At 46.9% G+C, this 23,103-nt stretch carries 34 protein-coding genes; 32 read left to right on the top strand and 2 right to left on the bottom strand.

The features are described 5' to 3' along the window. Positions 1-10 precede the first annotated feature (10 nt). Genes H9X84_RS02410 through H9X84_RS02370 form a run of 9 tightly spaced genes read left to right on the top strand, consistent with a single transcriptional unit; the run spans position 11 to position 4,790 of the window. The gene (locus H9X84_RS02410) at positions 11-502 is read left to right on the top strand and encodes a hypothetical protein (RefSeq protein WP_205132727.1); all 492 of its coding nucleotides are present in this window, start codon (positions 11-13) and stop codon (positions 500-502) included. Continuing rightward, a complete protein-coding gene (locus H9X84_RS02405) occupies positions 499-891 on the top strand; it encodes a hypothetical protein (protein WP_205132726.1) in 393 nt (130 codons plus the stop codon). Before H9X84_RS02410 ends, H9X84_RS02405 begins: the two co-directional genes overlap by 4 nt. Then, positions 892-1,290 (top strand): hypothetical protein, encoded by a 399-nt coding sequence (locus H9X84_RS02400; protein WP_205132725.1) that lies wholly within the window; start codon positions 892-894, stop codon positions 1,288-1,290. Then, positions 1,281-1,655 (top strand): hypothetical protein, encoded by a 375-nt coding sequence (locus H9X84_RS02395; RefSeq protein ID WP_205132724.1) that lies wholly within the window; start codon positions 1,281-1,283, stop codon positions 1,653-1,655. The genes H9X84_RS02400 and H9X84_RS02395 overlap by 10 nt, the downstream gene beginning before the upstream one ends. Next, positions 1,648-1,800, top strand: a complete 153-nt coding sequence (locus H9X84_RS02390; RefSeq protein WP_243423490.1) for a helix-turn-helix domain-containing protein — start codon at positions 1,648-1,650, stop codon at positions 1,798-1,800. The genes H9X84_RS02395 and H9X84_RS02390 overlap by 8 nt, the downstream gene beginning before the upstream one ends. Further along, positions 1,797-2,648, top strand: a complete 852-nt coding sequence (locus tag H9X84_RS02385; RefSeq protein WP_205132722.1) for a hypothetical protein — start codon at positions 1,797-1,799, stop codon at positions 2,646-2,648. Before H9X84_RS02390 ends, H9X84_RS02385 begins: the two co-directional genes overlap by 4 nt. Beyond that, positions 2,645-3,973, top strand: coding sequence for a replicative DNA helicase (gene dnaB / locus H9X84_RS02380; RefSeq protein ID WP_205132721.1), 1,329 nt, complete (start codon positions 2,645-2,647; stop codon positions 3,971-3,973). The genes H9X84_RS02385 and dnaB overlap by 4 nt, the downstream gene beginning before the upstream one ends. Continuing rightward, entirely contained in the window at positions 3,970-4,335 is a 366-nt protein-coding gene (locus tag H9X84_RS02375) for a hypothetical protein (protein WP_205132720.1), read from the top strand. The genes dnaB and H9X84_RS02375 overlap by 4 nt, the downstream gene beginning before the upstream one ends. 14 nt (positions 4,336-4,349) lie before the next feature. Beyond that, on the top strand, positions 4,350-4,790 hold the full coding sequence (locus tag H9X84_RS02370) for a hypothetical protein (RefSeq protein ID WP_205132719.1): 441 nt from the start codon (positions 4,350-4,352) through the stop codon (positions 4,788-4,790). 119 nt (positions 4,791-4,909) lie between these two features. Here the strand turns inward: H9X84_RS02370 and H9X84_RS02365 are convergent, their stop codons facing one another. Then, the gene (locus tag H9X84_RS02365) at positions 4,910-5,152 is read right to left on the bottom strand and encodes a hypothetical protein (RefSeq protein ID WP_205132718.1); all 243 of its coding nucleotides are present in this window, start codon (positions 5,150-5,152) and stop codon (positions 4,910-4,912) included. A 16-nt stretch (positions 5,153-5,168) separates the two neighbouring features. Continuing rightward, positions 5,169-5,342: a hypothetical protein gene (locus H9X84_RS02360; protein WP_205132717.1), complete on the bottom strand. Its 174-nt coding sequence runs from the start codon at positions 5,340-5,342 to the stop codon at positions 5,169-5,171. Between the two features lie 331 nt (positions 5,343-5,673). Between H9X84_RS02360 and H9X84_RS02355 the strand changes: the two genes are divergently transcribed. The 23 genes from H9X84_RS02355 to H9X84_RS02250 all read left to right on the top strand — a co-directional run bounded on the left by H9X84_RS02355 (position 5,674) and on the right by H9X84_RS02250 (position 23,100). Continuing rightward, on the top strand, positions 5,674-5,868 hold the full coding sequence (locus H9X84_RS02355; protein ID WP_243423498.1) for a hypothetical protein: 195 nt from the start codon (positions 5,674-5,676) through the stop codon (positions 5,866-5,868). After that, positions 5,858-6,073, top strand: a complete 216-nt coding sequence (locus H9X84_RS02350) for a hypothetical protein (protein WP_205132715.1) — start codon at positions 5,858-5,860, stop codon at positions 6,071-6,073. The genes H9X84_RS02355 and H9X84_RS02350 overlap by 11 nt, the downstream gene beginning before the upstream one ends. Further along, a complete protein-coding gene (locus tag H9X84_RS02345; protein WP_205132714.1) occupies positions 6,073-6,324 on the top strand; it encodes a type II toxin-antitoxin system RelE family toxin in 252 nt (83 codons plus the stop codon). The genes H9X84_RS02350 and H9X84_RS02345 overlap by 1 nt, the downstream gene beginning before the upstream one ends. Positions 6,325-6,827: 503 nt before the next feature. Continuing rightward, a complete protein-coding gene (locus tag H9X84_RS02340; protein ID WP_205132713.1) occupies positions 6,828-7,418 on the top strand; it encodes a hypothetical protein in 591 nt (196 codons plus the stop codon). Between the two features lie 3 nt (positions 7,419-7,421). After that, positions 7,422-9,134, top strand: a complete 1,713-nt coding sequence (locus H9X84_RS02335; protein WP_205132712.1) for a hypothetical protein — start codon at positions 7,422-7,424, stop codon at positions 9,132-9,134. Between the two features lie 16 nt (positions 9,135-9,150). Beyond that, positions 9,151-9,708 (top strand): tyrosine-type recombinase/integrase, encoded by a 558-nt coding sequence (locus H9X84_RS02330; protein ID WP_205132711.1) that lies wholly within the window; start codon positions 9,151-9,153, stop codon positions 9,706-9,708. A 19-nt stretch (positions 9,709-9,727) separates the two neighbouring features. Beyond that, positions 9,728-11,641, top strand: coding sequence for a hypothetical protein (locus tag H9X84_RS02325; protein ID WP_205132710.1), 1,914 nt, complete (start codon positions 9,728-9,730; stop codon positions 11,639-11,641). Then, on the top strand, positions 11,631-11,810 hold the full coding sequence (locus tag H9X84_RS02320; protein ID WP_205132709.1) for a hypothetical protein: 180 nt from the start codon (positions 11,631-11,633) through the stop codon (positions 11,808-11,810). Before H9X84_RS02325 ends, H9X84_RS02320 begins: the two co-directional genes overlap by 11 nt. Positions 11,811-12,029: 219 nt before the next feature. Then, positions 12,030-12,155 carry a hypothetical protein gene (locus tag H9X84_RS13190; RefSeq protein WP_275552234.1) on the top strand — a complete coding sequence of 42 codons (126 nt, stop codon included), beginning with the start codon at positions 12,030-12,032 and terminating at the stop codon, positions 12,153-12,155. A 13-nt stretch (positions 12,156-12,168) separates the two neighbouring features. Continuing rightward, a complete protein-coding gene (locus H9X84_RS02315; RefSeq protein ID WP_205132708.1) occupies positions 12,169-13,026 on the top strand; it encodes a hypothetical protein in 858 nt (285 codons plus the stop codon). Between the two features lie 14 nt (positions 13,027-13,040). Then, a complete protein-coding gene (locus H9X84_RS02310; protein WP_205132707.1) occupies positions 13,041-13,436 on the top strand; it encodes a hypothetical protein in 396 nt (131 codons plus the stop codon). An 18-nt stretch (positions 13,437-13,454) separates the two neighbouring features. Next, positions 13,455-14,465: a hypothetical protein gene (locus tag H9X84_RS02305; RefSeq protein WP_205132706.1), complete on the top strand. Its 1,011-nt coding sequence runs from the start codon at positions 13,455-13,457 to the stop codon at positions 14,463-14,465. A gap of 16 nt (positions 14,466-14,481) precedes the next feature. Further along, entirely contained in the window at positions 14,482-15,123 is a 642-nt protein-coding gene (locus H9X84_RS02300; protein WP_205132705.1) for a hypothetical protein, read from the top strand. Positions 15,124-15,136: 13 nt separating this feature from the next. Beyond that, the gene (locus H9X84_RS02295) at positions 15,137-17,053 is read left to right on the top strand and encodes a hypothetical protein (RefSeq protein ID WP_205132704.1); all 1,917 of its coding nucleotides are present in this window, start codon (positions 15,137-15,139) and stop codon (positions 17,051-17,053) included. Positions 17,054-17,068: 15 nt separating this feature from the next. Next, on the top strand, positions 17,069-17,731 hold the full coding sequence (locus H9X84_RS02290; protein WP_205132703.1) for a hypothetical protein: 663 nt from the start codon (positions 17,069-17,071) through the stop codon (positions 17,729-17,731). 2 nt (positions 17,732-17,733) lie between these two features. Beyond that, positions 17,734-18,903 (top strand): hypothetical protein, encoded by a 1,170-nt coding sequence (locus H9X84_RS02285; protein WP_205132702.1) that lies wholly within the window; start codon positions 17,734-17,736, stop codon positions 18,901-18,903. Positions 18,904-18,905: 2 nt separating this feature from the next. Then, positions 18,906-19,211 (top strand): hypothetical protein, encoded by a 306-nt coding sequence (locus H9X84_RS02280; RefSeq protein ID WP_205132701.1) that lies wholly within the window; start codon positions 18,906-18,908, stop codon positions 19,209-19,211. Continuing rightward, the gene (locus H9X84_RS02275) at positions 19,208-19,657 is read left to right on the top strand and encodes a hypothetical protein (protein WP_205132700.1); all 450 of its coding nucleotides are present in this window, start codon (positions 19,208-19,210) and stop codon (positions 19,655-19,657) included. The genes H9X84_RS02280 and H9X84_RS02275 overlap by 4 nt, the downstream gene beginning before the upstream one ends. Before the next feature lie 10 nt (positions 19,658-19,667). Then, positions 19,668-19,973: a hypothetical protein gene (locus H9X84_RS02270; RefSeq protein WP_205132699.1), complete on the top strand. Its 306-nt coding sequence runs from the start codon at positions 19,668-19,670 to the stop codon at positions 19,971-19,973. Next, positions 19,966-20,283 carry a hypothetical protein gene (locus H9X84_RS02265; protein WP_205132698.1) on the top strand — a complete coding sequence of 106 codons (318 nt, stop codon included), beginning with the start codon at positions 19,966-19,968 and terminating at the stop codon, positions 20,281-20,283. The genes H9X84_RS02270 and H9X84_RS02265 overlap by 8 nt, the downstream gene beginning before the upstream one ends. Beyond that, positions 20,267-20,650, top strand: coding sequence for a hypothetical protein (locus H9X84_RS02260; protein ID WP_207750509.1), 384 nt, complete (start codon positions 20,267-20,269; stop codon positions 20,648-20,650). Before H9X84_RS02265 ends, H9X84_RS02260 begins: the two co-directional genes overlap by 17 nt. Next, complete coding sequence (locus H9X84_RS02255; protein WP_205132697.1) at positions 20,650-21,261, top strand: NlpC/P60 family protein; 612 nt, start codon at positions 20,650-20,652, stop codon at positions 21,259-21,261. Before H9X84_RS02260 ends, H9X84_RS02255 begins: the two co-directional genes overlap by 1 nt. Before the next feature lie 72 nt (positions 21,262-21,333). Further along, positions 21,334-23,100 carry a hypothetical protein gene (locus H9X84_RS02250; protein ID WP_205132696.1) on the top strand — a complete coding sequence of 589 codons (1,767 nt, stop codon included), beginning with the start codon at positions 21,334-21,336 and terminating at the stop codon, positions 23,098-23,100. Positions 23,101-23,103: the final 3 nt, after the last annotated feature.

Here is a 23,103-nt window from a genome sequence, read left to right as displayed (position 1 = left end):
GGAGAATACCATGGAAAAAGAGTCATTAAGAATTTTAATTGAGGAAAAAGAGGATGGGTTAGATCTTGAACAAGAAGGGGATTTGTTTGAAGTAACGCCTGCTCTTTTAGCTTTTGCCATTACTACGTTACATACTCTTTACGAAGGAGATATTTCTTCCAAAAAAATAAAAGAAGTTCTAAACACAATGATTGAGGAAATCATTGAAAGTATGAAAGAAGATGGGGCATTTCGGGAAGATTCGGAGGAAAAAACGGCCGCGCAGGAAGAAACACCCTTAAAAATATCCATAGAAAAAAATAACGATAATATTATTTCTGAAATGAAGGGGGATAATGCGGAGGTTATTTTTAATTTGATCTTTTTCGCTTGTTGGAAAGCGGCAAAAAGTCATCATTCCTTAGAAACCATGAATCCGATTTCTTTTGGTGAGTTAAAAGAGATTTTAAACAATGTGATGGATGACGCATTTTCTATATTACAGCAGGGGGGAAAAATATGATCCAGCAGGAAACAAAAGAATGTATTACAGCGGCGATTTTTGCGGAAAGCCAAAGGGCAGAGCGGTTACATGGCAAATTCCATTCTTCCCATGAGGGATACGCTGTTCTTTTGGAAGAAATAGAAGAGGCACAGGAGATTTTGGAAAAAATCAAAGAGGATGCAAGTATCTTATGGGATGTGATACGACAAGACGGCAATGGGATGGAGCTTGCATTTTCCATTTATCTTCGCGCGATTGACTGCTGCGGGGAAATGGTTCAAATCGGGGCGGTGGCCGGAAAATACTGCCGTTCCATGCAGAAACAAAAAGATCCGGAAGAGCCGGAAGAATTTTCTGAAAATGAACGAATGCTTATGGCGCGGTTTTTGGGAAGGAGCTATACATAAATGGATTTGAAATCATACCAGGACGGAAGAAAAGACGGATTACTTCTGGCATTAAAGTTAGTGAAAGAGGGCGGCGTGGAAAATCTGGAAAAAGAGATTTCTTTTCGTTCTCTCACAGGGATAAACACAGCTTTAGCGAGAAAAGACTTGGACAAAGCCTCTGAACCTATCAAATCCATGGTGATTGATACTGTATGTGTTATGAGTATTCATGTACTGCATGACGAATTTGGCTTTGGAAATGGCAGGATTCAGCGGTTTATGGGCAGATTTCAGGAGAAGGCGGACTGTCTGGAGCAGGGAAATCTGGACTGGGACGATATTGTAAAAGTCAATCAGGAAGAATTGGGCATTGATTTGCAGATCAGATACAACGACGGGAGGAAAACATGGAAGTAAATATTTTAGGTACCAGATATGAAGTGAAATTTGAAAACGAATTAAACGATATAAGATTGGGTGATTGCAGCGGATACTGTGATCCCAGTATAAAAAAGATTGTGGTAGATGATTTTAAAGGGAAAAATAACCATCCATTGAGTATTGGTGATTTATCTGTTTTGCAGAAAAAGATTTTACGGCATGAACTAATCCATGCTTTTTTATCAGAAAGCGGATTGCAGAACTGGTCAGAAAATGAGGATTTTGTAGACTGGATCGCCTTACAGATGCCAAAAATCGCAGAGGCGGAAAGAGGTGTATTAGATGGAATTTGGAGCGAAAATCAGAAAAATGCGAAAAAAACGGAACCTTTCTATGATTGAGCTGGCCGAAAAATGCGGCATAGACAGAACGGTACTGTATCGAATTGAGACCGGGAAATTATCTCCCCGTCTATCCCAGGTGGAGAAACTTGCCGCGGGATTTGAGGTAAATGTCATGGAACTTTTGGAGGAGGTGTTTGTATGATTTTCACAAAAATTAACAGAAACTACTGGCAGTCAGATATTGCCATTGAGCTGACACCGGAAGAGCGATACTTCCACATTTATCTTTTAACCAATAGCAATGTGAACACTTTAGGATGCTATCATTTCAGTATCAAAAACATGGTGCGAGAAACAGGGTACAATGAGGAGACACTTGAAAAAATGCTGCTGAAAATGCAGTATTTAGGCATTATCAAAGTGGATCGCAAGACCTGCGAAGTATTGCTGTTGGATTGGGGCGAGGATAACTGGAACAGAAAAACAGTGACTCTGCGTGCTATCAAAAGCGGAATCAAGGAACTGAAAAGCGAAATTTTACTGAACGAACTGACAGGATTACTGGTCGGGATTGATATTATGACGGAAGAAGAAATTTTGGATAGTTTTCACAAAACCCCCCGCAGAGAGATAGAACGAGGGAACAGCGGGGAACAATCGGGAACAAATGGGAACAGCGGGGACAGAGAAGGAGAAGGAGAAGGAGAAGGAGAAGAAAAAAAAGAAAAAGAAAAAAAAGAAAATACATTTGACCGGGAACGCGCCTTTGATATCTTCTGGCAGGCATACCCGAAGAAAAAAGACAAAGAGGCTGCTCGCCGGCGCTGGCAGTCCATGAAAGTGACGGAAGAAAAGTTTCAGGAGATCATGAAGGGGCTGGAAAGGGAGAAGAGAAGTAAACAGTGGCAGGCCGAAGGAGGCCAGTTTATCCCCTACCCGGCGAAATTTCTGCATAACGGCAGTTATCTAAACGATGCGGAGTCCGTAAAACCTTTTACCGTGACGGAAAGAGGCGGCGGGCGGCGGCAGCTGGCAGGTGAGGACCAATGAGCGCCGATCTGGAGCGGGCCTGTCTGGGCGCTATGATCCTGGACGGAGACGCCGCGGAAATGGGGCTGGGGGTATTGCGGCCCGAGGATTTTTTCTATGGCAGCAACAAGGATATTTTTCTTGCCATGTCTGCTCTTTATGACCGGGGAAGCGCGCTGGATGTGGTACTGATTTTTGAAGAATTACAGCGGCAAAAAGCGGCGGAGCGGGTCGGCCTGGAATATCTGAAAAAGGTTTGTGTCAGTGGTACCAGTTTGAATATTCGACAATATGTGGAGGAGCTGAGGCACAACAGTTTTCTCCGGCGCTGTGGGGCTATGGGCCGGGAGCTGGCGGAGGCCGCCGCGGCTCTGGATGACACAAAGGTATATGAGGTGCTGGATCGTCTGGAGCGGGACAAGGAGGAAAAATCCGGACTGCTGGACGGGGCGGCCATATTTGAGGAGCATTTAAAAAGCCTGATCCGCAGACGGAAAGAAGGCAATATACAGGGGATTTCCACGGGATTTGTGGATCTGGACGCCTATCTTGGCGGACTGCGGGAAGGGGAACTGTACATACTGGCGGCTCGTCCGTCCATGGGGAAAACGGCGCTGGCTCTGGATCTGGCCCGGAGTGTGGCAAAGAAAAACGAGAAGAAAAAAGTTGTTATTTTTTCCCTGGAAATGGCAAAAGAACAGCTGGTAAGCCGGATCTATGCCGGGGAGTACAAAGCGGACAACGCCATTTTTTCCATCAAGGAAAAGGACGAAAGGAACTGGGAAAAATTCCTGGCAAATCTGGAGGAACACGGGGCGGAACTGGACAGGATGCTGGGGCGGATACTGATTGACGACCGGAGTTATTGCCGTGTACAGGACATGCGGATGCTCTGCCATGGCGTCAAAAGCGGGATCGCTTTGGTGGTAGTGGACTACATACAGCTGATGCAGGGCACCGGGGAGAACCGGACGCAGGAAATCAGCGGCATTTCCCGCGGTCTGAAGCTGATGGCGAAGGAGTTTCAATGCCCGGTAGTGGCTTTGTCGCAGCTATCCCGGAAGGTGGAGGAGAGGGCGGACAAGCGTCCCATGCTTTCCGATCTGCGGGAGAGCGGCGCCATAGAACAGGACGCAGACAGCGTATTATTCCTGTACCGGGACGAGTATTACTTCCCCGATACGGAAAAGAAGAATCAGGCGGAAGTCATCATTGCCAAGCAGAGAAACGGTCCCACAGGTACCGTAGATCTGGCGTGGATACCGGAAAGTACCACATTCCGCAGTCTGGATAGATGGACGCCGACCAGCAAAAAATCACCATGGGAGGAGGCAGGGAAAAAATGATACAGGATATTGTGCGGGAGATAAACAAAAACGCGTTGGAAGAGCTGCGGCGGATGCGGGCGTTTGTCAATGCGCATAGTTTCGATTCCATGAGTGAGCGGTGCCGGGAGTTGGGAGAGCAGCTAAACAGGGCAAAAACGGCGGAGGACGAAAAAAAATGGCTGGACGATTGGGCGGCTTTTCTCAGAGATGACGAAATGAAAAAATTTTATTCCACAATTTTAATCTGTGCCGAATCCGAGGAGAGAAAGCAAAAGGGCGGCGGGGCCGCCTTTTACCGCCAATTTGAAAAGAACATCCGGCGGGCGGAGGATTTGATTACAAAAGGCTATATGATGCAGAACGGGAAATGGGTAAAATAGAGGAGGTGGGGCATTTGGAAGAAAAAGAGATGAAACAAATCCTGCGCAAGAGTTTGCGCCATGCGGCCTATATGGCGGAGGAGCAGGATCGTCTGCGGCAGTTAAAGGTGGATCTGGAATCTATCTCTTTGGGAAATGGCATGGGCGAGGGCGGCGGGGGGCAGATTTCCGACAGGGTAGGCTCTGCGGTCCTGCGCAGGGAGCGGATCTGTAAGAAAATAGAAGATTGCGAGGCGCAGATTATACGCCACGGAGAGGAGATGGCAGAGGTGCATCAAATGCTGTTTGATATACTGACGGAGGAAGAGCGCAGAGTCATGATCGCCAGATATTCCGGAGATAGCTGGGAAATGGTCAGAAGGCGGGTACATTTGAGCAGGAGTTCCATGTTTCGGGTCCACAATCGGGCCATGGGGAAACTGTGCCGGTATTGGGAGGCACGGGCTGAATCATAAAAACAGGGCGAAAGGTTATACCTTCCGCCCTGTTTTTATGATTTCGTTTGTAATTTGGGCCATTCTGACGGTTTCTTCGGAAATGGGAAAATAAATTCTATTCATGGTGCGGGTCTCCTTCAGTATTCGCTGGGATATAATACGGTAATATTTTCCTTGTCCTGTTTGATCCAGATCTTGACGCCTTGGCGCCGATAGGCACCCAGGGCATATTCCGGCTCATCATCATTGATTTGGGCATCTGTCGGGCTGACATCTCCCCAGTCCCCACGCCGGAAGCGCCGGAGAGATTCGTTGACAAAGGCCGCAAATTCCGGATTTCTTTGCATTTCATTGAAAATGGTTCTTGTTGTTACAATCATAGTGATTTCCTCCTTTTCAATATTCCCACCAGTAGCCGGTACCGTCCGAAAATGTGAACATGACGCCGTTGCTGGTTGTTTCGACAGAAGTTACCTGATCCATGGGGATAGTGTTTTCTTTGGCTGTCTGGCCGCTGAAAATAGCGGCGGCCAGCAGGAATCCTAAGATAAAAGGGATGATTTTTTTCATGATGATTTCTCCTTTCTGGGGCCGCCCCGAAGGGCGGCGGATATTTTAATAATAAGATGTTTCGTTGTGTTCGGTGTTCCAGTCTGTTTTGCACAGCAGGCCGTGATCCATGGAACAGTAGGGGTGTTCTTTTGTTCCTTTTACGGTTTTTCTGATTTCTTCCCCGGCATAATGGGAAGTGAAAGAATCTTTTAGCGGTTTTACCATTATGTACATAACATCAATGGACAAAACTACCAAAAGTTATGTACATAATTAGTATAAAATTGATATGTACATAATACGGCAAAAGAGGTATAATTATAGAAAAAAGGGGGTGATCCTATTGGCAATGACTGAAGAAAGAAAAGAATACTTGTACCAATATCAAAAAGAAAAGTTAAAGCGTGTTCCTCTGGATTTGAAGAAGAGCGACTATGAGGAGGTGGCAGCGGCCGCCAGCGCAAAAGGGCAAAGTGTAAATGGATATATCAAAGAAGCGATCAAAGAGAAAATAGAGAGAGAGGCTGAGAAAAATGAGCAATAAGGACATGATTATTCAGCTGCTTGACCAGATCCCGCCTTATAAATTGGGTTATGTGCTGGCCTATGTGCAGGGAGTAGCGGCAGATGAGGAAATAGATGATCTTTTTTGTAAAAAGATTTATGAAAATTATTTGAACGATCCAGACCCGGAAAAAGACGAGGAATACACCTTAGAAGAGTGCAAAAAGGAATGGGGGCTGGATTGATGTATCAAATTATCATCAAAAAGAAGGCCAAAAAATTTATTGATAAGCTGCCGCAAAATGAACGAAAAAGAGTTGTTCGGGCTATTGAACAACTTCCGGAAGGCGAGGATATAAAGAGGTTAAAGGGCTATCCTGATTTGATGCGTCTGAGGGTTGGAACGTATCGGATAATTTATACAGTCGATAATGGGAAATTAGTTATTTGCGTCATTGATGCGGGAAACAGAGGAGATATTTATAACAGATATTAAAAATGGGACTTTTTGGGACTTTTTTTATGGTAGTATGATATTGTGGATCTGGGCGAAAAGGGAACCAGCAATAAAAATGCAGGATTCCCCTTTTTTATGCGCGGATTTTTTCAAAAAATGGAGTTGTTTACTCTTTTCGGCGGTGTTAAATAAAAACCATGCCTTAAGGGAAAATATCCTAATATAGGCCCTTTTTTGAGAGAATTAACACAATGTTATATTATGTTAAATACAAAAAGACAAATGCAAAGAGCGTGAATTTCCTGTAAAAACAGGGTTTTCCGCTCTTTTTTTGTTTTTATGCGTAAAAATACGGACGGAAATTTCTTAGCGGTGAAAATCGGCAAAACCGCTAATATTTTCGTAAAACCGCTAACGGCAAAAACAGGAGAAAATGCCGGAAAATCAAGGTTTTCCAAAAAAATCACTATTTAACAGGACAGTTTTTTTGTTAAGGAAATACGGGGGTTTTAGCGGTGTAAGCGCTAACTGGGGGTGTGTGTGTGACAGCGACAGAAAAAATCATGGAAAAGGCGGATCTGGTTCTGGAATGGCTGCGGCAGGGGGCAACGGAGAAGGATGTTGCCGGGATGTTAGAGATGGGGGAAAGCACGTTTCGCAAATGCAAAAGCGAAAATAAAGAAGTGGCCCGGCTGATCGCGGAGGGAAAAAAAGAATACAAGGAGAACGCGGAAAAGCAGAAGAAAAAAGAAACGGACGCCGTCCAGAAGAGTTTGTATGATCGCTGTTTAGGCTACGAGGTAGATTTGCCGAAGCATTACAAGGTAAAAACGGCGGTACGGGACGACAACGGTGGCGTTGTGTTTGATAAAAACGGGAAACCGGTTTTTGAGGAAACGCTGGAGGAAGTCATGGAAAAACAGCACGTTCCGGCGGATGTGGGCGCCATCAAATTTTTTCTGATGAATAAATCGTCTAAGGTGTGGAAATCCGACCCGGAACGGCTGCGGCTGGAATCGAAGAGGGTTTCAAACGATACGAAGCGAACGAAACTTGCGGAGAACGCCGCCCATGGAGAAACAAACGGAAAGACTCTGGAGGAAATTCTGGCAGATGCGGAAGAGGAGGCCTGAGAAATGTACAAGGTTTTGAGAGACCCGAAAAAGTACATAGAGGCATTTTTAAAAATCAAGACAAAAGAATCCAAAATCATTCCTTTCACGGTCAACGAGCCGCAGGAAAAGCTATATCAAACGGTGGAGCGTATGCGGCAGGAGGGAAGACCGGTGCGGATCGTGATTTTAAAAGCCCGGCAGATGGGATTTTCCACCATGACAGAGGGAATTATTTTTCATGGATGTGCTACGCGTTTTAACCGGTCCGCGTTGATTATCACGCACAAAGACGAGGCCACCTCTAATCTATTCAACATGTCGAAGCTGTTTTATGAACAGCTGCCGGAGCAGATCCGGCCAATGATAAAGGCCAGCAATGCCAAAGAACTGATTTTTGAGAATCCCACGAAAAACCAGCGGGAGAAAAAGAGAAATCCCGGACTGAAAAGCAAAATCAAATGTACCACGGCCGGAGGGAAAGGCGTTGGGCGTTCGGACACGCTGACCTATGTACACGCTTCGGAGGTAGCCTTCTGGCCGGGAGATATTAAAGAAATATTGACGGGGCTTTTGCAGGCGGTACCGGATACGCCGGACAGTATGGTCATTTTTGAATCCACAGCCAACGGATTCAACGAATTTAAAAAAATATGGGATGATGCCGTGACGGGAGAGAGTGATTTTGTTCCTCTCTTTTTTCCATGGTTTGAAATGAAATCCTACCGGAAGCCCTACCGTGGGGAGGAGCTGACAGAGGAAGAAAAAGGGATCATGGAGCGGTTTTCTTTGGAGCCGGAGCAGATCATGTGGCGGCGGTGGTGTATCAAAAACAACTGTCAAAACGATTTGGATATGTTCCGGCAGGAGTATCCTTCTACGCCGGAGGAGGCGTTTCTGGCGACAGGGGAAAGCGTATTTGATACGGAGGCAGTCAGCAAACGTCTGTATTATGTGCTGGAGAATGACCCTGTAAAGAAACGGGGCTGTTTTGTTTACGATAAAACGGTGACAGAGAGCCAGAGCGGCCCACAGATTGTATTAAAAAACAGGCAATGGCAGGAGCAGGAAAAGGGTGAAATCGTCATTTTCCGGGAGCCGGAGGACGGCGTCCCCTATGTAATCGGCGGAGATACGGCAGGGGAAGGCTCTGACCGGTTTACTTTGCAGGTGCTGGATAACCGCACCGGGGAGCAGGTGGCCCGGCTCATGCGCAAATATGACGAGGACGAATACGCGGAACAGGCGTATTGTCTGGGAATGTATTATAACTGCGCTTTGATTTCTTTGGAAACCAATTTTTCTACCCATCCCATCCGGGTACTGGAATGGCTGCGGTATCCACGGCTGTACGAGCGGGAAGTATTTGACACCTATACGGGATCTATGCGGAAATCCTTTGGTTTTCACACCAACGGCCTGACCCGTCCGCTGGTCGTGTCGGGGCTGGTGACATACTTCCGGGAACATCTGCATTTTATCCATGACCCGGAAACTTTGCGGGAAGCGCTGACCTTTATCCGAAACGACAAAGGCAGGGCGGAGGCGGAAGAAGGGGAACATGATGACCTGCTTATGGGGCTGGGTATTGCCTTGCAGTCACGGACGCAGCAGAAGATGGAACAGACACAGACACGGCGGCGGAAGAAATGGACCCGCGACATGTGGGAGGATTACCGCGGCGCCAGCGCCAAAGAAAAAGCCTATCTGCGGGAAAAATGGGGAGATCCCATGTAAAAGGAGGTGAGGAAAGATGCGGTTTGTCATGCCGATTATGGATAAGCGGGTGATTTCTGACATTGGGGCGTATCTGCGGGAGAAAAACGAGCGGGACTATGTATTGTTTATGACCGGGGTATATTTGGGACGGAGGATTTCCGACATTTTAGAATACCGGGTACGGGACCTGCGGGGGAAAGAATACATAGAAATCCCGGAGAAAAAGACCGGAGATACCATCCGTCTAACGATTAACCCACATTTGCAGAAGATCTACCGGCATTATTTTTCCGGCAAAAAGGACTATGAATACATCTTCCGGCGGTCGAAGGGCGCAGAGAACCGCCCGATCAGCAGGGTACGGGCATGGCAGATCCTCAACGCCGCGGCGGAGGCGGTGGGCTACCGGGATCATGTCAGCTGTCACACCATGCGAAAGACATTTGCCTACTGGCTGTATAAGGACAGCGGCGGGGATATATCCATGGTACAGGATATTTTAGGACATGAGGACCCCAGCATTACCCGCCGGTATATTGGGATCGACCAAAAACGGAAGGATGCCGCCATCAATGGGCTGGACTTCCGGTAAAGAAGGGAGGAAAAGGAAGATGAAACAAAACCAGCTGCAAAAATGGCAGGAGCGGCTGTCGGAAAATCTGTCGGCCTATCAGTCTGAACTGAATTCCATGGACCGGCGGCAGGCACTATACAACGGTACCCGTGGGATACAGGTCATTGACAAGGAAAGCACGGCGGAGACAAAGAACGCCAATACGGTGCGGAATATTGTGACGGAGCTGATTGAGGCACAGGTAGACAGTTCCATCCCCATGCCGAAGGTATCCGCCAGACGGCAGGAGGACGAGGAAAGAGCCAAGACCATTGAGGACTATCTGCGCAACGAGACAGACCGGCTGCCGTTTGAGAAAATGAATGATCTGGACGAACGCATTACACCGGTACAGGGCGGGGATTATTTTCTGGTGGAATGGGACGCCGACCGGCATACCCACACGACACGGGGAGAGTTGACGGTCACACTGCTGCATCCAAAACAGGTGATCCCCCAGAATGGCGTAGCGGACATTGAGGACATGGATTATATTTTTGTGCGAATCGCCATGACAAAGGACCGTGTGCGGGAGCAGTATGGGATAGATGTTTCCCAGGAAGGCGAAGAGGCGCCGGAGGTCCGAGGCAACGGAAGTATGGCGGAGGATCTGGTAACGGTAAATTTTGCATATTACCGCAACAAAGAAGGCGGAATCGGGCGCTATGTATGGGTCAATGACATCGAGCTGGAACATCTGACGGACTACCAGGCACGGATGCTGGATCGCTGCCGAAACTGCGGAGAGGTCATGGAAAAAGGGAAATGCCCTTACTGCGGCGGAACAAAGGCGGAAAAAAAGACAGAGGATTACTTTGTTTTGCCGGAGGATGTGACAAGGAGTGACGGGAGCGTAATTCCGGCGTGGCAGGAGGCATACCGGTACCCGGAAGGGGTGGAAGAAATTCTGGTGGATCCTTATACGGGCATGGCGTTGGAAGGGGTGCCGGAGCTTTATCAGGAACAGACACGGATTCCCTACTATAAACCGGATGTTTATCCCGTTGTACTGCGGCGGAATGTAAGCGCTTTCGGAAAAAATCTGGGGGACAGTGATGTAGACAAGATCCAGGATCAGCAGAACGCTATTAAAAAATGCGACAGCAGGGTACAGGATAAACTGGGCAAGGGCGGCAGTATATTGACATTGCAGATGGATACAGAAATGGAATACAGCGACCGGCAATTAAAAATTGTACGGGTCAACAGTCCATCTGATTTGAGCTGTATCCGGCTGATGAATCTGCAGGCGGACGCATCCGGGGATATGGCTGTGGCAGAGCAGGCCTACCAGGCGGCCAGAAACATACTGGGAATTACAGACAGTTTCCAGGGAAGGCAGGACAGAACCGCCACCAGCGGAACGGCCAAGCAGATTGCGGTAGCGCAGAGCGCGGGACGGCTGGAAAGTAAGCGAATTATGAAAAACGCCATGTATGCGGATTTATATGAAGTCATGTTTAAATTCCTTCTGGCCTATTCTGACGAACCGAGAACCGTAAGACGGGACCGGCTGGATGGGACAACGGAGTACAGTATGTTCAACAAATACGATTTTTTGGAGCAGGATGACGCCGGAGAATGGTACTGGATAGATGATTTTCTTTTTTCCGTGGATACATCCTCGGCGCTGGCATCCAACCGGGAAGCCATGTGGCAGGAGACACGGCAGAACTTCCAAAACGGCACCTTCGGCAATCCGCAGAATACGGAAACGCTGCTTTTATTCTGGTCCATGATGGCAAAGCTGCATTATCCCATGGCGGAAGAAACAAAGACCATGATAGAGCAGCAGTTACAGCAACAGCAAATGGCACAGCAGCAGATGATACAACAGCAGATGGCACAGCCAATGGCGCAGTCGGGACAGGTGATCCCGGAAGGAGTGGGAGGTGGAATCAGTGAAATGTGAGTTATGCGGTGTAGACGCTTTTATCTCTAAAAGTGAGATGGTAGTGGAAGGAGACGAAAGTCCGGACACACAGACAAAGATTTTTCAGCGTCTGCATTTTCAGTGCAGAAACAAAGAATGTACCAATTTTGAAAAAGAGATCGGTACAAAGGATATTCAAGTTTATTAGGGATTTCCGAAAGCAAGTTCCCCTTAAGAAAACAACTATTTTCTTATTCCTTGATTTCTCAAGGGGAACTGCGACGGCTGTCTTCATAAGAAAACAATTCCAATCAAAATTAAATTGATGAATCCTTTTAGTTACAAGGATTCGGACAATATTTGTTTTCTTATGAAGATGCCCTAAAAGGAGATGTCTTTTTTTATTGGGGAAAGGAGGTGAGCGGATATGAAAAAAGGACCCAGACTGGATATTGGCAGAGGCAGCGCGCAGATGATCGAATCCCCCAAGGGTGCGACCGGCGGCAAGAAGCCCAAGAAGCAGACAGGCAATGACCTGAGAACTGGTAAGTAAGGAGGAATAAAAGATGGATGCGGAAATGATGAACCCCCAGGAAGATTTAGGAACAGAATTTGACGATTTTTTGGAAAATGAAGCGGATGCCGACACGTTAGGCGGCGGAGGTGATCCAGAATCTATGCCCCAGGATGAGGGCGAGGAAGAAACACAGGAGCCGGAGGTCAACGAGGAGGCGGAAGAGAATCAGGAACCGCCCGCACAGGAGGACCAGGGAAAACCGGATGACGCGGAGTTTCAGCGCAGGATGGAGGACTACGGCAAACAGTGTGTAGACAAGTTTATTCAAAAGCAGTTTGGGGACCAGGTCAATCCTTTTACCGGCAGACCCATCCGCACTGTGGCGGATTATGAGGCATACCGCCAGCAGTATGAGGAAAAGCGTCTGCGGGATGCATTGGAAGGTGTGCAGATGGCCCCGGAGCTGCGGGAGCAGATTTTGCGTGACCGGAGGACCGCGGCGCAGTCTCAGGAATATATGCGGCAGCAGCAGGAGCGGGAAACCAAGGAGTTTACAAGAACACAGTTGGAAGAGCTGGCAAGAGAATATCCGGAAAGCAATATCAAGAGCCTTGCGGATCTGGCGCAGACACCTTCCGGGAAGCGGGCTATTGACCTGTGGACCAAAGGCGTTTCCCTGAAAGATGCGTATTCTGTGGCATTTCAGAAAGAGATTGCCCAGGGAAGAACAAGGGCGGCCAAACAGCAGGCGCTGAACGAGGCCAACAGCAAAGGGCATATCGCGCAGCCCAAAGGCGGCGAGCGTCAGGAGGAAGTAATGAGCAAAGAAGATTTGCAGATCTGGCGTAATTATTATCCGAACAAAAGCGATCAGGAAATCAGAAAAATCTGGAAACAGAACAGATAAGGAGTGAGAGAAATATGATTAAAATTCACAGCAAAAATGTGGCGGATACAGAGGTTTTGCTGTATCTGCCCGCAAAGGACGCAGAAACATTTTCTATTGGTGAGGCGCTCAGTTTGGGGGCTGACGGGCTGACAAAGTGCGCGGCAACCACAAGGCCCATGTATCTTTGCCGAGGGGAAAAGCGCACGGACGGCACAATGCCCGTAGGCGCAGTCATGGAAAGCACTTACTACGAAGTGCCTTATACAGCAAAGCCTACGGTGGGCACAAGAGTGACCCTGCACACAGACGGGCTTCAGGTAACAAACACCACGACAAACGGTGTTTTTTTTGTGGAAAGTGTGGATGAGGAAAACGGCGTTGCCATTGGCAAGTTTGACTTTGTCATGGGCGCAGGAGCAGGAGCGTAAAAAGGGAGGTAGAAAACTATGGCAGGTATTATTTACAGCGAAGGCAGCGGCCTGAATAACAGCATCATTGGCAAGCAGCTGGCGCCGATCCGCGCGGTGTTGAATGAAAACGCGGAGGCTTTTGAAAACAAAAGCATGATTAAAGAACTGTTCTACATGGACAAGAGCAAGCACTTTGCGGAACACTATACATCTGAAACCGCGCTGGGACTGTTCCAGGATGTTGGTGAAGGCGGCAAGGGTCCTGTAAACGGTTTTCAGGAAGGCTTTGGAAAGACCATTGAGCCCTTTGTGTGGAAAAATAACTTTGTGGTAACAAAAGAAATGCTGGATGATGCGCTCTTTGGAAAAATCAAGTCCAGAGCCAATGCGTTTATGACAAGCTACGGCAGAACAAGAGAGATGTTTGCGGCGGCTATGCTGGCAGGCGGCATCAACAAAAAAACTGTGATTTGGGGCAAAAGCTACGATACAACCGGCGCGGATGGTGTTGAGCTGTTCAGCAAAAGTCATCCTTCCGCAACTATGGGTACGAAGTTTTTGCAGTCCAATATTTTTAAAGCTGCTTTCAGCACCAGCATTATGGATCAGGTGCAGGAAAATATGCAGTCCTTCTGTGATGATGACAAAAATCTGCTGGCACTTGCGCCGGATACCATCATCATTCCCAATAACGCAAAACAGAAGCGGGATATTCTGGCGGCAATCGGTTCCGAACTGGATCCTAATACAAACAACAATGCTATGAACTTCCAGTGCGGTCTGTGGAATCTGCTGATCTGGCCTTATTTGCCGAAAACACTGGGCGGCCAGCCCTATTTCATGATGGCGGACAAGCAGTTCCTGCAGGACTATATGTGTATGCCATGGATTGAGAGAAAACCTCTGGAAATATCCAACTACAAGGACGAAAACACAGACGATATCGTCTACAAAGGCTATGCCAGATACGGTGCTGGCTTTAACAACTGGCGCGGTATTGCCATCTGCGGCGCCGGTCTGACAAACGGTACAGAACTGACAGCGTAAAAAGGAGTGATGGGGCATGACATGGGAAGAGCTGCAGATCATTTCCCTGCAAAAGATGTTTGAGACATCAGAGGCCACTCTGGTGGTAGATGACAGTACCCAGGATTACCTGAACGCCATGCCCGGCGCGGCCAATGAGGCACTGCTTTTGCTCTGCACCAACGGGAAGTATTTCAAAAAAACGGCGGAGATTGTACAAGGGGGCGACCAGCCAACGGCGCCCACCTTTTCCGCCGGAAGATACAACGGGTATGATCTGAAAGAGCTGACGAATGATTTTTACACCATGTATCAAGGGTATATCACCTTTACGGACGGAAACAGCTACGGACCGGCCAGCAATTATACCATGGAGGGGGACAGTATCCTCCTGCTGGACAAGAACACGGAAGGCGTTTGGAAAATCAGGTACAGCGCCTATCCGGAGAGAATCACCAAGGATACGCCGAAGGAGACGGAGATTTCTCTTGACCCGGAGGCGGCGTCTATGGTGGCGCTGTATATTGCCGGTCAGCTGTATAAAGAGGATGATGTGACTCTGGCGCAGATTTATATGAATGAGTTCCTGCAATGGCTTTCCGCTCTGCAAATGAGCGCGGCGAAGGCCAGAACGAAGAGCGGCGGGGAGCAGTTTCACAGCGTATACGGATGGTATTAAGGGGGGGATATGAATGGCATTTGATGTACCAAGCCCGCAGAGTATCAGCGTGGCAATGATTGAAGAGTTCAAAGGGGTGGATTTGAACTCTTCCCCTCCCAATGTAGAACTATACCGCAGTCCTTATGCCATGAATATGATACGGGATGTTCCTGGAAAAGTCAGAAAACGACAAGGATACGAAAGAACAGGAACATACGCGGGAAGTATCAACGGCGTATTTCGACTGAATGAGAAGGTGCTGATTCATGCAGGAACTTCATTATATCTGAATGGCAAGGTTATATATTCCGGTATGAAAAATGATCGAAGCATGGGCCGGCAATTTTTTGGAAAGCTATTTATTTTTGACGGGAAAAAGGCCATATGCTACGGCGAGTTTCCTAAAAATGGGCAGGAAGATGAAGAAGAACCGGAAAAAGAATGGGTGGTAAAAACACTGGAAGAGGCGGCCTATGTCCCCACCATCATTATTTCCAGAAATCCCACCGGCGGCGGGACTACGTTAGAGCCGATCAATCTGATTGGCCGGAAGTTCAAAGAAAGTTTTCTTGGCACGGAAGAAGATAAAGTGTATCAGATGACAACCGACAATCTGGATTCGGATACAGTCAAAATCCGTGTGCTGGAAAAGCAGGCGGAAACAGAGGACGCAAAAGATACCTGGAAGGATCTGACGGAAGGGAAAGACTTCACCGTAGACCGAGCAACAGGAAAGGTTACCTTTACCACAGCACCGGGAAAAAGCCCCGTCAGCGGCATGGACAATATCGAAATTACCGCGGCAAAAACGCGGGACGGCTATGCCGATAAAATCAACAAATGCCGGATCATGACTCTGTTCGGGGTAAACGGCGCCATTGACCGTATCTTTGTCAGCGGAAACAGCGAGTTCCCAAATCAGGACTGGTATTGTCAGATCAAAGACGGATTTTACTGGGGCGATTTGTGGTACAGCGTCTTGGGACAGGACGGGAGTGCGGTAGTAGGATATTCTGTCATCAATGACCGGCTGGCGGCGCATAAAAGCATGGCGGAAGAGGGCCGGAACATCATTCTTCGGCGGGGGGACCTGGACGACGAGGACAACGCCACCTTTCCTATCATTGGGTCTTTGATCGGCAGAGGTGCGCTGGGGGAATATGCCTTTGGCTATCTTGGCAGTGAACCTTTGTTTCTGACGGATTTAGGGGTATACGCCATTACCGCGGCGGATATTACCGGGGAGAAATATTCCCAAAACAGAAGTTTCTATATCAACAAACAGCTGACGGAGGAAAAAAATCTGGCAGGCGCTTTTGGATTTGTGTGGCGTGACCTGTATCTTTTGAGCATGGGTACTGGGCTGGTTTATGTGCTGGACGGACTGCAAAGAACTTATGAGAGGGATAGTCCATACAGCAATTTCCAATACGAATGTTATGTATGGGATAATGTTCCGGCGCGGGTATTCTGGGAGGACGAGGAAGGCCGTCTGTGCTTTGGTACTGCATCAGGAAGGACATATCGTTTTTTTGACAATGTGACAAGTCAGAAAAGCTACAATGATGATGGTGCCGCCATTAAGGCAAGATGGGATCTTCCGGATCTTTCCGGGAAATATTTCTATCGGAACAAGACATTCCGCTATGTAAGTGTACTTCTTGCTGCTGCCATTGCCACAAGTGTAGCAGTCTATGCCAGAAGAAAAGGTATCTGGACTCTGGTTTATGAGAGCGGCGCAAAGGCTATGTATTTTGACTTCACATACATCAACTGGGAAAGAATTAACTTTTCCTCGGATAATACGCCCAGGACATTGGGAAAAAAAATCAAGGTAAAAAAGGTGGATAAAGCCGGTTTTTCTCTTCGGAATGAAGCGTATAATGAGCCGTTCGGGCTGTTCAAAATTGCTCTGGAATACAGGGAAAATGGAAGATACAAGGGATAGAAAGGGGGAAAGAAAATGGATGTTGACAGCTACAAAATTGCAGAAAAGGATTTTGAGGGAAAAGGCGTCAGCGTACAGTCTAACCCTATGGAACTGCCGGAGGCAGAGGCAAAGGCGGTCTTTGACCAACTGACGAAAGAAGTGGTTACACCAAAATTCAACGCATTTGTGGAAGCCTTCCGGGAATTGGACTTGACCAGTGACGAGGATAAGCCTATTTCAAAGGATACGCAGGAAGCGCTGGATAAAAAGGTCGATAAGGAGTTTAGAACAGGCAGCGAAGACCAGTATAAGGTGCTTTCGGATAACAACTTTGATGATACCGCCAAAAAGAATGTGGAGGACAGCGCAAGAGACCGACATACACATGAAAATAAGAATATTCTGGACACGCTGGACGCAGATTGGAAAAAAAATATTCTGTACAAGGACAACACAGAGATTTATGAACCAAAGGGAAAATATAATCCTGCAACAAAGGATTATGTGGATCAGGCAGTATTTAATACAGGCGCGGCAGATATGACAAAGGCGGTATATGATCCCAACGGTAAACGGCAGGATATATTTGCTTATGCGGATCAGGCGGCGAGAATTTATGATGAAAGCGGGAATCCTTATTGGTTTAAAGTAAAAAATGGCGGCTTATGGATTGAACCGCTGGAAGGAGGGGAATAAGAATGGCGGGTTTTGAAATTGCAAGAGAGGATACGCTAGTAAAAGTAGAATCTGCTGTTGGGACAGGCGATGACCAATTATTTTATGGTACAGACGGTACAGTACATGGAAAAGAAAATGCCGTGATACGTTCAATGGGGTTTGATAAGATTGCGGAGTGTGCATCCAGCTATAAAATAAGCAAAATTTTTCCATGCGAAATTAGAAGCGGTTTTTTTCTTGATGGAAACTACGCATATATATTAGGTTTTTATTTACAAAAACTAAATCTTACGAATGGTTCTATCGAGGCGTGTTCAAAATTCTCATTTTCGATAAGTGATAATTCATTTGTTGAACTTGTTTTTGATTCAAATTATGTTTATGTAATAAATTATAATTATAAAAATTTAATAGTATATAAACTTGATATAAACACATTAAATCTTGTATCACAATCTGCTACAAAATCATCTTTACCTGAGGCAGCAGGTTTAAAGGTATTATTTGACGGCAATTATATTGCGGTTTGCATCAAGAATGCTATTTATGTGTATGATACTGCAAGCATGGAGAATGTATACAGTTATACAGATGAAGGTTTGGGAAATTGCGGCGGAGTTCCTTTTTTTACAGAAGACAAAACGAAAATTTATTTCATTAAAAACGTGATTAGTGGAAGTTTGAATCAATTTTATTTGTGCAGAGCTTCTTTCCCTTATTTAAGCGATGTAACTCAAGGAGCAAAACTTTTTCAATTATCAACTACAAATGAAATCAATTTTGTGCAAAGTTATTATAATAATAATTATGCATTTTTCATCTACAGAGAAACGGATAAAATTGATACAAGCCGTGTACAGATTTATTTTATAGATATGAGAAAAAGTTTTACTTCTGTATCAGCTTATTCAACCTATTGTTATACTGCTTATGGCAGATCATATGAAAAAATATTATTTGCCAATGAGAATCAAATTATACTTAAAACCGATTCTGAACAAGGAGATATTATTTATTTATACAATTACTTTTACAACACATCGACTAATTATATTAGCTACGAGATTCGGAGGCTATGTCTTAATGAATCATTTGATGCTTTGTTTGATGGAACTTTATGGATTGGAAACAACAATAACAATAAAGGTTTGAGAAGTGGTTGTATTGCTAATTTGAGTTGGGAGGAATAAATATGTTTTATGTTTTAGAAGATGGAAGAATTTTTACTGAACAACCTCAAAGAGGTATATATTACGCTTGCGAAAATTATCCAGAAGCACCATTTGTGGAAGGGAAAATAGGATATATCTCTGGTACAGATGGAGAAAATTTATTTTTTCAGTATGATGACATTCCCGTTGATGAGAAAGAAGTTTCGGAATTTGTACAGATTTTAACATTACTACAAAAAAGAGATGATGAAATTGCTTCAGAAACGGTAGCGGCCTATGATACGGCGCTGAACGAGGCTTACAGGGAAGGGGTGAACAGCTTATGATGAGCAAAGAGGAATGTCTGGAAAAGATGCGGGAGAAGGGCGCTCAGGACGCCCAGCAGGTACAGGAGCAGGCGGAAAGCATGACCGGGACGGAGCTGAACGGAAAAAAAGAGGTAATCCCTGAATTCCGGGCGGCAGTGGAAAAGATGAATATGCTGGAGCGGAAAGTGGGCTTTGTCTGCAAGTCCACCGCCGGAAGAGTGGTACGACTGCTCCAGAAATATGATTCCAGCATTTACACGGCGGAACCGGAGGATCTTCCGGCTCAGTGGGGCTTTGTCTGGTCAGACGATCCGGCCCACGCTCTGCCGTTTATCGCCTTATCCACCTCTCCTTACAGCGAAGGAAACTGCTGTACGGAAAACGGCGTTGTATATCGTTCCAAAATCAACAACAACGTATGGGCGCCGTCAGCCTATCCCCAGGGCTGGGAAAAGGTGGAATAGGAGGTGCGCCATGGATTGGATGGAATTGGTGAAGGACTTTATTACACCGGTTTCTGTTGGGATCTTTATGATATGGGTGAACAAGCAGAACAGCAAACGGCAGGACGCGGAGGACGAGAAAGAACGGATGTGGCTCTTTGCCATGCGCAGTATCAACGCCTGTTTGAGTTTATGCCTGGAAATGGCTGAAATCATCCGGGAGAACCATGATACCAGCGATAACGAAGGCTTTCAGGAAAAATACGAGTATGCCAAGAAGGTGAAGCGGGAACGGAAAGATTTTATGGAGGAGAGGGCGGCGGAAAAATTTGTATAAGAGGAAAAGAAAACGGCGCTTTAAAATCAATGACGATACCATGACCTCTATTGTGGTGTATTCGCTGTTGTTTTGCGTAGGAATTGTAATTACGGGATTTATTTATGCCGCAAAGGGCATAGATGTTTCCGCGTTGGCGGATGTATCGCTGAAGGTATTCGGTACGGAGCTGGGGATCTGCGGCCTCATGAAAATATCGGAACGGTTTCACTCCATGCAGGACCGGCGCATAGAGGCGGAAAAACAGGCAAGAGAGGAACGGCGAAAAAGACGGGAAGAAAGGAGAAATATGAATGAAGGAAGTAATTGAATTTGTGCTGGAAAACTGGTATTTCGTAATTACGGCTGTTGTGATGATCGCAATGGCCGTTATTGTTTGCGTGAACTTTTTCAAACTGCCGGCAAAGGAGCAGACGGAAAAGGTAAAGGAATGGCTGCTGTACGCTGTGACGGAGGCGGAAAAACAGCTGGGCGGCGGCACAGGCCAGCTGAAGCTGCGGCAGGCCTATGATATGTTTGTACAAAGATTTCCTGCCGTCGCTGCGGTAATTTCCTTTGACACTTTTGCCATGTGGGTAGATGAGGCACTGGATAAGATGCGCAACATGCTGGCGCAGAATGAACAGGCAGCGGCCTATGTGGAAAGCGGTGTTTTGGAAAAGGGGGCTGGCTATTGATGGCTAAAGTAACGGCGGCGGAACTGGTGGCTTTTGCAAAAAGCAAGCTGGGGACGCCATATGTATACGGCATGAAGGGGGAGGTCATGACCCTTGCCAAGTACAACTATTTGAAATCCCTGTACGGGGATTATGTATGGGACAGCGATAAAAGCAAGGTGGGAAAGGTCTGCTGTGACTGCTCGGGTTTGATCTCCTGGGCCACCGGCATTATCCGCAGCTCTCAGGGATACCATGACACGGCCAGAAAGGTAAATCCCATTTCCAGTATTGCCAAAGCGCCTATCGGCGCGGCTGTCTGGAAAAAAGGCCATATCGGCATTTACATCGGTAATGGGGAATACATTGCCGAGGATGGCAGCGCCTACGGGTGCCGGAAAAATAAACTGAGCCGGGCGGATTTTACGCACTGGTTTGAAATCTCAGACGTGGAATATGAGGAGGAAAAGGAAATGGTGGAAAAGGCAAAAATCATTGTTGACGGGAAGGAATACACCGTAGAACGGATTTTGAAAGATGGGACGAACTATATCAAGATCCGGGATCTGGCGGCGGCGCTGGGTTACGAAGTCGGCAATCAGGGCAACACAGCAGTATTGAAAAAGAAATAAATAACCGCGGAACAGAAGCAGAGAGAATGATACGTTCTCTCTGCTTTTTTTATTGGAAGGGAGGAAAAGAGAATGGCTTTTGAGAAAGATAAGGATTATGCAGCGGCGATTGCGGCGGAAAAAGACCCGGCGAAAAAGCAGCAGCTTGCCAGTGAGCGGGAAGAAAAAATCAAATGGCAGCAAAGTCAGGGCAACAACAAATATTCCAATGATGTATATAAGGGCCAAAGCTGGTACAAGCCTTCTTCCGGAAGTTCCGGCGGAGGGGGGAGCAGCAGCGGAAGTTCCGGAAGCAGCGGTTCCAGTGGGTATTTTCAGAAAGATTTGGACTATGCCGCCGCCATTGCAAAGGCGAACGCGGAGAAAAACACCGCTCTTGCAAATCAGCTGATAGAAGAAAGGCAGAACAAAATCGACTGGTTAAACGCTACCGGACAGAATAAATATGGCGCAAGCAATGCCATTTACGGAAACATGAAAAAAGATGTGAACAGCGGTATCAGCCAAAATTACAAAGACTATACCGAAGGGATCACCATGGGGCAGACGGCATATGACACTGTAAGGCAGAGCATTGACAGTATTATTCGTGCTATGGAAGCAAACAGCGCCATGTGGAACAGTGCCAGCGATTCGGATAAATTGGTACTGGCTCAACAGAATCAAGACTATGCAAACCAGCTGCGGCGTTTGGGCGTGAACACCGCACAATTAAAGGACGGCAGATGGTATTACCTGAGCAAACCCTTTAATTCCTCGGATATTCACGCAGAAGATGATGGGACAGGGTACTACCGTTTGTACGATATGGAACTGACCAGCGCAAATGATACATGGAAACCGGGAGATGGGCTGATTTCTCCCAGGGACAATATCTATTTCCAGGAGATGCTCAACGGAGGCGCATTGAGCAATTATTATTTTGGCGGCATGGGAGACGGAACAGGAGGGATGGACAGCATTATGGAACAGTTTATGAGTATGTATGATCCCTTGGTAGAAGCGAGAAACGCGCAGCTGGAACTGGCTCTGGCGGAGATTGAAGGACAGAGGGGACAGAACAACGATCAGTATGACGATATTGCCAGACAGGCATATATCGCCAAGAGACAGGGAGAAACGGCACTGCCTCAGCGGCTGGCCGCCTATGGCATTTCCGGCGGCGGAAGCGAGACAGCGGATCTGAGTTTGCAGGCAAACTATCAGAACAACCTGTATGCCAACGAAAAGGCCAGACAGCAAATGATGGAACTGATGGATCAGAACGCATTGTACGCCAACGCCCAGGCGCAGTCTGATATCAGCAATATTCTGGCACAGGCACAGCAGCAGGCTTATCAGGCTTACCAGCAGGAACGGGCTTATCAGCTCCAGCAGGAGCAGTTTAGACAGCAGATGGAATGGGAGCAGTACCAGTATGAAAACAACCTGAAACTGAGCCAGGCGGACAGTGATTGGGCAAGGCAGCAGTATGAAATCGAATTGGCCCTGCAGATGGGAGATTACAGCAAATTGGCAAACATGGGATACAACACATCCTATCTGCAAAAGCTGCAGGATTATGAATTGGCCGATCTGGCGGCACAGGCATTAAAGGCAAGCACAAGCAGCAGATCCAGCGGCTCTTCCAGAAGTTACAGCGGCAGTTCCAGCGGCGGAAGTACGGGAAGCGGCAATGATGTAAATAAGGAGTGGGCTTTGTTGCAAGCACTTAGACTGCAAAGTGCCGCATTACCTGAAATGGCTCAAAAGAACTATTTTGAAACTGCCGCGCAAAAATTATTGTTAAACGGTCAGGTTTCCGCGAATGTATATAATGCCTTTAATCAGGCGATTTAACGG

This window comes from Anaerotignum lactatifermentans, assembly GCF_016902535.1.
In the GTDB taxonomy this organism is placed as follows: domain Bacteria; phylum Bacillota; class Clostridia; order Lachnospirales; family Anaerotignaceae; genus Anaerotignum; species Anaerotignum lactatifermentans_A.
The sequence above is the reverse complement of the archived record's forward strand: the minus strand, read 5'-3'. Positions and strand labels throughout refer to the sequence as shown.